The organism is Trichocoleus sp. FACHB-6 (assembly GCF_014695815.1).
Classification (GTDB): Bacteria; Cyanobacteriota; Cyanobacteriia; order Cyanobacteriales; family FACHB-T130; genus Funiculus; species Funiculus sociatus.
Genome location: NZ_JACJOY010000004.1, coordinates 1 through 7,446 on the forward strand (window position 1 = coordinate 1; position 7,446 = coordinate 7,446).

General features: G+C 48.3%; 7 protein-coding genes. 2 read left to right on the top strand and 5 right to left on the bottom strand.

Features of this window, described 5'->3' with window-relative positions; translation table 11 throughout:
* Nucleotides 1-405: 405 nt before the first annotated feature.
* From pyk to H6F66_RS00180, 5 genes are all read right to left on the bottom strand, one after another.
* Nucleotides 406-2,187: a pyruvate kinase gene (gene pyk / locus H6F66_RS00160; RefSeq protein ID WP_190417046.1), complete on the bottom strand. Its 1,782-nt coding sequence runs from the start codon at nt 2,185-2,187 to the stop codon at nt 406-408.
* Nucleotides 2,188-2,314: 127 nt separating this feature from the next.
* The gene (locus tag H6F66_RS00165; RefSeq protein ID WP_190417048.1) at nt 2,315-2,740 is read right to left on the bottom strand and encodes a pentapeptide repeat-containing protein; all 426 of its coding nucleotides are present in this window, start codon (nt 2,738-2,740) and stop codon (nt 2,315-2,317) included.
* Nucleotides 2,741-2,803: 63 nt separating this feature from the next.
* Nucleotides 2,804-4,180, bottom strand: coding sequence for a pentapeptide repeat-containing protein (locus H6F66_RS00170; protein WP_190417050.1), 1,377 nt, complete (start codon nt 4,178-4,180; stop codon nt 2,804-2,806).
* A gap of 7 nt (nt 4,181-4,187) precedes the next feature.
* Entirely contained in the window at nt 4,188-5,543 is a 1,356-nt protein-coding gene (locus tag H6F66_RS00175; protein ID WP_190417052.1) for a sorbosone dehydrogenase family protein, read from the bottom strand.
* A gap of 61 nt (nt 5,544-5,604) precedes the next feature.
* A complete protein-coding gene (locus H6F66_RS00180) occupies nt 5,605-6,141 on the bottom strand; it encodes a PadR family transcriptional regulator (RefSeq protein WP_190417054.1) in 537 nt (178 codons plus the stop codon).
* A 213-nt stretch (nt 6,142-6,354) separates the two neighbouring features.
* Here H6F66_RS00180 and H6F66_RS00185 point away from each other — a divergent pair, with 213 nt between their 5' ends.
* Both H6F66_RS00185 and H6F66_RS00190 read left to right on the top strand, forming a co-directional pair.
* Nucleotides 6,355-6,816: an antibiotic biosynthesis monooxygenase gene (locus tag H6F66_RS00185; protein WP_190417056.1), complete on the top strand. Its 462-nt coding sequence runs from the start codon at nt 6,355-6,357 to the stop codon at nt 6,814-6,816.
* A gap of 185 nt (nt 6,817-7,001) precedes the next feature.
* Nucleotides 7,002-7,220: a hypothetical protein gene (locus H6F66_RS00190; protein WP_190417058.1), complete on the top strand. Its 219-nt coding sequence runs from the start codon at nt 7,002-7,004 to the stop codon at nt 7,218-7,220.
* The last annotated feature ends 226 nt before the right edge of the window (nt 7,221-7,446 follow it).

Here is a 7,446-nt window from a genome sequence, read left to right on the forward strand (position 1 = left end):
GCTGTAAGAGTTTGGTCAAAAATTTTGAGCGAACTCTCAACCATGCCACTGCTAAAATCAATCTCTGCTTTATCAGACTGATGCTCAAACGGCTAGCCAATGAATAGATCCCATTTGGGATCTATAGCAGTCCTAAATGATTCGTGAATGCCAGATACCCGACTTCTCTAAGAAGTCGGGTATCTAAAGTGCTGGGATATCACAACTCAAATAGGATTGCTCTATAATTTTTTTTTATAAGCAATGTGCTATATTTCTTACCTAAATAAAAATATTAAGGCTTGCTCTCCAATCCCCGGTAAATTGGGGGATTGGGGAGCAAATGTGTTGCATGACAACGTTAACCGAGATGTATTGTCCTGAAGCCTTCTCCCTTTAATGGAGAAAGGGGTTGGAAGTAATCCCTTAAACTGGCAGCACCGAATTTGCAGAATTCACTCCCATCGCACCGGAGTAAATCAAACCTCGTTGCATATCCAGCGTCAGAATCGCTCCATCCCGAATGATTTCCGTTGCCTTCTTCACGCCCACAATTACCGGAACACCCAAGCGTAAGCCAATCACAGCCGCATGAGAAGCCAGACTTTCATCCTCAGTAATAATCCCAGATGCCTTGCGAATTACATCAACAAAATCAGCATTAGTGCGAGGCACCACCAGAATTTCTCCATGATTGAAGTTTCCGATTTCCCTGGCAGTGTGAGCTACCCGCGCTCGACCGCTGACCGCACCCTGTCCGATGCCAATGCCCTTACCCAGAACCGAAGTCACCACCTCAACCTTAATTAAGTCGGTGGAGCCAGATACGCCTTGCAGCGTTCCGGCGGTCATCACCACCAAATCGCCCTCAATCAGCATCTGCTTCTCTAGAGCCACATTGATTGCCGCATGGAACGTCTGACCCGCCGAAGGCAACTCCAGCACCAGTAGGGGTTTCACGCCCCACACTAGCTGCAACTGTCGCGCTACATCCACATGGGGAGTTATTGCCAAAATCGGTTTTTCTGGTCGGAACTTGGAAACATTTCTGGCAGTAGCGCCGCTTTTCGTCAGCGACATAATCGCCGCCGCCCCCAACTGTTCGGCAATTTGACCGACAGCTTGACTAATAGCATTAGTTATAGAGCGGGTGGTGCCTTTGACATTCGGGGCAATTTTTTCCTGCTCAATCCGCACGGCAATTGCTGCCATCGTCTGCACAGCTTCGATGGGGTATTTACCGACAGCAGTCTCATTCGACAGCATTACCGCATCGGTACCGTCAAGAATGGCATTCGCCACGTCGGAAACTTCAGCCCTGGTTGGGCGGGGATTGTTCACCATGCTGTCCAACATCTGAGTCGCCGTAATCACGGGAATGCCCAGTTGGTTCGAGGTGGCAATCAGACGCTTTTGTAAAATCGGGACATCTTCCGCAGGCAATTCCACGCCCAAGTCACCGCGAGCCACCATAACGCCATCAGAGAGGGAAAGAATCGCCTCCATTTGCTCGATGGCTTCGTGCTTTTCAATTTTGACAATCACTGGCACTTGCTTACCAGCATTGGAAATTAGCTCTTTGATTTCCAGCACATCCTGGGGGTTGCGGACAAAACTCAGCGCTACCCAGTCAACGCCCTGGTCAAGACCAAACATTAAGTCTTTACGGTCTTTATCAGTAAGCGCCTTAATTGACAGGTAGACACCTGGGAAATTCACGCCTTTGTTGTTGGAGAGAGTTCCCCCTACGACGACGCGACAGTGCAATTCCCGTGAAGTGCGGTCTATCTTTTCCACGATCATTTCAACTTTGCCGTCATCAAGCAGAATTGTGGCACCGCAGGGGACTTCATCGGCCAGAGGTTCGTAGGTGACAGAGCTAATTTCCTGGGAGCCTGCGATTGGTTTGCTAGTTAGAATGAAATGATCGCCTTTCCTTAAAACAATAGACCCATTTTCAAACCGTCCCAGACGAATTTTCGGCCCTTGCAAATCTTGCAAGATGCCGACTGGCTGATTTAGTTCAAAAGCCGTCTGGCGAATCAGGCGAATGCTACGCTGATGGTCTTCATGCGTGCCGTGGGAAAAGTTGAGGCGCAAAGTAGTCGCACCCGCTTCAATTAAATCGCGTAGGACTTCTGGACGACTGGTAGCGGGGCCAATCGTAGCAACAATCTTTGTCCGGCGCAGGAAATTTCGCAGTTGCATGGGGAAAATTTCAGGGAGAGCAGAAGAGGACTGCTAACAACACTAAAGCAAAAGGGATACTATCATATTTCGTTGAGTGATAGTATATAGCTCTAATTTTGGGTTGCGATCGCGTCAGGGAAGGAGCCTAGTTGTGGATTCTGCCATCAGGCATAATTGTACCCTTGAGGTTAGCACCCGCCAACTCTGCTTTTTCTCTAGCGCTCGCTCCTAAAAGACTTGCATTTTGCAAATCGGCAAATTGCAGATTTGCACCGCTGATGTTAGCACCATTGAGAACCGCATTGCTCAAGTTAGCATTAGCCAAATTAGCTCCCGTGAAGTCGGTATTTGCCAGAATCACACCGCTTAAGTTGGCGTTAGCTAAATTGGCACCTTTGAGATTAGCATTGCTCAGGTCACTCCCTGTAAAGCTAGCCCCACTCAAGTCGCAAAATTCACATTGATTTGTCGCCATTAACCGCTGAACGTGTTCTGGATTATCCGCCTTAACGGGCATCGCCCAATAGTAAGGCATCAACAACGCAGCTACAGTTAGTATTTCTCGTTTCATGTTTTTTGATGCAACAGCTGCTTTCAATCAGTAGTAGTAGTCTTTTTTTTGACTTTTACCTTTTTAAGGTGCTGCCGTTTCGGAAGGCGAATATCTGTTCAAGCCGATAACACCTTTCAGCTTAGCCTCCTGCCAGTTGGCACCTGTGAGATTAGCCTCAGCCAGATTAGCCCCCTGAAAATCTGCTTCAGTCAGGTTAGCGTAACTTAGATTAGCATCTCCCAAATCAGCCCCCCTCAAATCCGCCGTGCTGAAATTGGTATAACTCAGATTAGCCTCCTTCAAAATGGCACTAATCAGATTGCACTGAACCAGATTTGCACCAACTAAAGACGCACCAGTTAGATTAGCAGAACGCAGATTTGCCTCGCGCAAGTTTGTGCCACTCAAGTTTGCATTGATCAGATTAGCTTCACTCAGGTAAGCATAATTGAGGTTAGCACCGCTTAAGTCAGCACCACTTAGATTAGCGATCGCTAACTTGGCATTTGTCAGATTAGCATTTTTCAGCCCAGCCGTAGTCAGATTAGCACGATTGAAACTAGCACCACTCAAATTAGCACCACTCAAGTCAGCATCGGTAAGATTGGCACTCTGCAAGTTAGCATTCGGCAATAAGGTGCCAAGAAGATACGCCTCAGCCAAAACAGCACCATTCAGGTCAGCATTGCCCAAGTATGCCTGATTAAGCTTGGCTTCGCTCAGGTTAGCACTACCCAGCTTGGCATTATCAAGTTCGGCACCCGTCAGGTTAGCAGCCGCTAGATTCGCACCTGTCAGGTCAGCAATGTTCAATTTTGCCTCTTTCAGGTTCGCCCTTACGAGATTGGCAACCGCAAGATTAGCATTACTTAAATTTGCCTTGAGCAAATCAGCATCAACCAGATTAGCAAAATTCAGATTCGCATTCTCTAGCTTGGCACCACTCAACTGAGCTTTGGTTAGGACAGCGTTATACAAGTCAGCGCCCTTTAAATTGGCGTACCGCAAATCCGCAGGAAATTCCTGAGCCTGCTTAGCGTCCTTGCGGTCTTCATTACGCGATCGCATTATCCCCAATTTTGCTTCCCTTAAGTTTGCCTTCTCCAAGTTGGTAATAACCAGCTTGGCACCGTTCATCTTGGCACCTTCTAGCTTGGCACCACTCAGGTCAGCACTACTTAAGTCTGCCCCTTCCAAATCAGCATCCGTCAAGTCAGCACCCTTCAGCTTGGCATTGTCCAACTTGGCATTCTTCAGGTCGCATCTGGGACAGGCGTTTGTTTCGAGTAATCGTTCTACCTGCCGAGAATTGGCCGCTTGCGCTGGGTTGACCAACACTCCGACGACTAAAGTTGCAACCGCGCAAGCTAAACCTACGAAGGCGGGCTTAATATACCAGGTAGGGCGATGAACTACCCCATCAATGCAAGCAAATGCTTTCTCTGGCGCTATAGTCATTCATCCCTCATCCTTGATATTGAATGCGGTAAATTCGGTCATTTGCTTCCTCAGTAACTAGCAAACTGCCGTCAGGCAGTACGAGTAAACCCACCGGACGCCCCCAAGTGGTTGCTTGGGCTGGGTTTAGCAGAAACCCGGTGAGAAAGTCTTCATAGTAGCCTTGAGGACGCCCGTTAGAGAAGGGGGCGAAGACAACTTTGTATCCCGTGCCTTGGTCGCGGTTCCAAGACCCGCGAAAGGCAACAAATGCACCGTTGCGATATTTTTCTGGGAAGGTCTTGCCGTCATAAAACTGCAATCCCAAGGCTGCTGAGTGTGCTTGGAATAGAACATCGGGCGTTTTTGTTTTCGCTACCAGGTCGGGGCGTTTACTCTTGCCATTGACCACCTGACGCGGGTCGAGGCGATTTGGTGCCAGGTAAGCGTAGGGCCAGCCGTAAAATTCTCCTTGTTGGACGCGGGTTAGGTAGTCTGGTACGAGGTCGTCGCCTAGTCCATCGCGTTCGTTGACGGTGGCGTAAAGTTCGCCCGTGGTGGGATGAAAATCAAGTCCGACTGGGTTGCGTAAGCCGGAGGCGAAGGTTTGTTGGTTGGAACCGTCGAGATTCATCACCTGTACTGAGGCGCGTGGCAGTGGTTCTTCATCGGCGTTGGAACGGGAACCAACTGACACGTAAAGCTTTTTGCCGTCGGGTGCGGCTACTACGTTGCGCGTCCAGTGTTGGTTATAGCCGCCTGGGGTGAGGGTGGCAATTTTTTGACCTGTGCCGTTAAGTTGCTGTTGTCCTGGGTTGTAAGGATATCGTCGGACTTCGCCTGTGTTGGCGAGGAAGAAGTTGTTGCCTGCAAAGGTCATGCCAAAGGGTATATTTACCCCGTTTTGTGCAGTGGCGAAGGTTTTGTTGACATCTGCAACGCCATCGCCGTTGGTGTCGCGCAGTAGGCGAATGCGATTTTGTCGAGTTTCCGTTACTAGCACGTCACCGTTAGGGGTGAGGGTAAGCCAACGAGGGGCATCTAAGCCCTCGGCGAAGACGTTGACTACAAAGCCTGGTGGGACTCGCAGGGTGGGGTTTTGGGGTACTGATACTACGTTGGGCGAGTTGGAGGCGCTGTCGGTGGCGTAGGGTTTGGGTAAGTTGTTGAGGGTGATGCGAATTGGTTGGGGGGTGAGTGGTTGGGTTCGCACCACGTTTTTAGTCTGCGCGGCTTGTTGTGACTGTTGTTTTAGCTGGGGTGTAGTTTGAGGTGGTTGTTCAACTTGTTGGGTTGTCTGGGGGTCGAGGGATGCTTGTGTTGAGTCGCAGGCTGCTGTTGTGGTGAGTATTAGTAGCAGCAACAAAAAATATCGGGATTTCATGTCAACAATTTAGGAACTCTAATTCCAGGGTAGTCATTGCGGCTGGGTGTGATCGCTTCGCCTAGGAACTTGAGCAAAGGGTGATCGCTTCCTCACACCATGTCAACCAACTCGTCTCGTCGCTAATACCTCTTTTGAGCGTTATGTAGCGAAATTTGGCTTCCATCGATAAGTCTTGACCATTCTTAAAGTATCGCTGCTCTAAATCTCGGTAAACAGCCAATCTTTGCTGGTGTAGTTCCCGGTGATGCTCTAATTGTTCCACAATCACCTGAGGCTCAACCACAGACCCAGCAAATACTTTGACCAATAAATCATCTCTAATCGGGCTAAGTTCGCACGGCTGTTCAATCCACTGTGTCAACTGCTTTTGTCCAAGTTCTGTCACTTGGTACAGCTTTTTATCTGGACGACCTTGTTGGCAAACAATCTCGGCACTCACCCAACCGTCAGTTTCCAGCTTGGACAACTCCCGATAAATCTGCTGCTGGCTTGCCTTCCAGAAAAAGCCTACAGAACTATTGAACTGCTTGGATAGATCGTAGCCACTACAAGATTGCTTAATCAGAGATGCTAACAGTGCGTGAGCTAGAGCCATAAAAATTAGCTTATTGACATATACAACTAATTGAGTATAAATTAAATATAGCTACTCAATTAGTTGAGTATAAGGCAACTAGAACGTGGAGGTATTGCCATGGCAAACGTCTCACGCACTCAGGTAGAAGAACAGGGGCGCATTTTGGAGTGCTAACACAACTAGCTGCATAAGTTTTCAATCTATTAGACATAGACAAAGGAGAAACATCCAATGGTGTTTATTTCAGCTACCCGCTTGCGCGTGCGATCGCCTCTATATTTACCAGCATTTTTGTGGAACAATGTGCTGTCTACATGGCAGATCGTCAATACACCTGGATTTTTAAAGGGTCAACTTTTGCGAGACTCTAACGGAGCATTTTGGACGCTGACTGCTTGGGAGGAACAGGCAGCAATGAAGTTTTACCGCAACTCAGGCGCTCATAGAAATGTTATGCCTCGTCTTCAGGACTGGTGTGATGAAGCTTCTGTTGTTCACTGGCAACAGGAAGACAGCAATCTCCCTGACTGGGGAGAAGTTCACCGCCGTATGGTGACAAATGGGCATCCTACTAAACTCTCCAAGCCTTCACTCGCCCACCTTGAGCGAAAAATTCCAGAACCCCAATCGTCTAAAGGTTTAGTTTTCAGTCCCAGAAGGAAAAACGCAGAAGCGAGTGTTGGAGGGATTTAGAGAGAGCGATCGCGTAGTTAGTAGAGAAGTGCGATCGCTATTGAGCCGCTTGTGCATTGAGCGCCTATTGTAATTCAGATCACTCGAAAGGCTGAGAATTTTCACACGTTACTCATCGAAGCGATCGCTCGGCGAGATGGAAAGGGGTGAGATATTAAATATCGTAGAGTTGACGCCCAACAACCATGCTTCCCCAAATCCAACTGATCCCCGGTGCTATTTCTGAAATCCTCGCCTCTGTCAGCGAAACTGGTATTTTGACACTGGCTGACCGTTATGGACTGATGGCAGCCGCTCTGGATGAGTCTTTGGATGAAGAAGAAAGAGGTTGCGTCAATAGACTGCTGCGTTCTGTTCTCAAAGGACGGATAAGAGTAGTGGCTGACCTCTCCGCTGCCGCTTAATCTTGAAGTAAGGAAGTGTGCATTGCTGCTGGCAGGACAATGGGCGTTGAACTCAGCAGCGATCGCATTCTAAAATTTTGAACCAAAAAAGGTATCCACTGAAAAAATTACTTAGAGGATGTTTTAAAAGTCGGTTAGATAGCAAAAAAGCTCACTCAGTGTAAGCTGCGAATATGTAGTACACAGCACTGAGAGAGCGTTATGAGTAAAGCTTACCCCAGTAATT

What these genes read in the sequence shown, in the direction of transcription:
- pyk (WP_190417046.1), bottom strand. Translation starts at nt 2,187, where the DNA reads ATGCAACTGCGAAATTTCCTGCGCCGGACAAAGATTGTTGCTACGATT.
- H6F66_RS00165 (WP_190417048.1), bottom strand. Translation starts at nt 2,740, where the DNA reads ATGAAACGAGAAATACTAACTGTAGCTGCGTTGTTGATGCCTTACTAT.
- H6F66_RS00170 (WP_190417050.1), bottom strand. Translation starts at nt 4,180, where the DNA reads ATGACTATAGCGCCAGAGAAAGCATTTGCTTGCATTGATGGGGTAGTT.
- H6F66_RS00175 (WP_190417052.1), bottom strand. Translation starts at nt 5,543, where the DNA reads ATGAAATCCCGATATTTTTTGTTGCTGCTACTAATACTCACCACAACA.
- H6F66_RS00180 (WP_190417054.1), bottom strand. Translation starts at nt 6,141, where the DNA reads ATGGCTCTAGCTCACGCACTGTTAGCATCTCTGATTAAGCAATCTTGT.
- H6F66_RS00185 (WP_190417056.1), top strand. Translation starts at nt 6,355, where the DNA reads ATGGTGTTTATTTCAGCTACCCGCTTGCGCGTGCGATCGCCTCTATAT.
- H6F66_RS00190 (WP_190417058.1), top strand. Translation starts at nt 7,002, where the DNA reads ATGCTTCCCCAAATCCAACTGATCCCCGGTGCTATTTCTGAAATCCTC.